Origin of the sequence: Vibrio sp. 10N.222.55.C6 (assembly GCF_041473395.1) — a bacterium.
GTDB lineage: Bacteria > Pseudomonadota > Gammaproteobacteria > Enterobacterales > Vibrionaceae > Vibrio > Vibrio crassostreae_C.
Genome location: NZ_JBFRSD010000619.1, coordinates 1 through 247, shown reverse-complemented (window position 1 = coordinate 247; position 247 = coordinate 1). Strand labels below are relative to the sequence as shown.

Annotated in this window: 1 protein-coding gene; it reads right to left on the bottom strand. The window is 38.9% G+C overall.

The window, feature by feature from the left end; translation table 11 throughout:
- The coding region (locus AB4486_RS25345; protein ID WP_372119483.1) for a PTS transporter subunit EIIB at nucleotides 1-158 on the bottom strand (158 nt) is incomplete at its 3' end.
- Between the last annotated feature and the right edge of the window lie 89 nt (nucleotides 159-247).

The following is a 247-nucleotide window of genomic DNA, read 5'->3' as shown; positions in this document are numbered from 1 at the left end:
CCCTTGACCCCTTCTAGGTTATCAATCGCCTGTTCATCAATTTTATCTTGGTCTGCGACAGCAAGACGCAGACGAGTCGCACAATGTGCGAGTGCAGTGATATTACTTTTACCACCTAATAGAGTGAGCAGCTCTTTTGCTATTTTTGGATAATTCATTACATACCCCATTGGATTATCATTTGAGCTTTTGAATTTTCGGGAACGTTTGCAAAACAAATTTTTGCCTAGAAATAACAAATGATCAA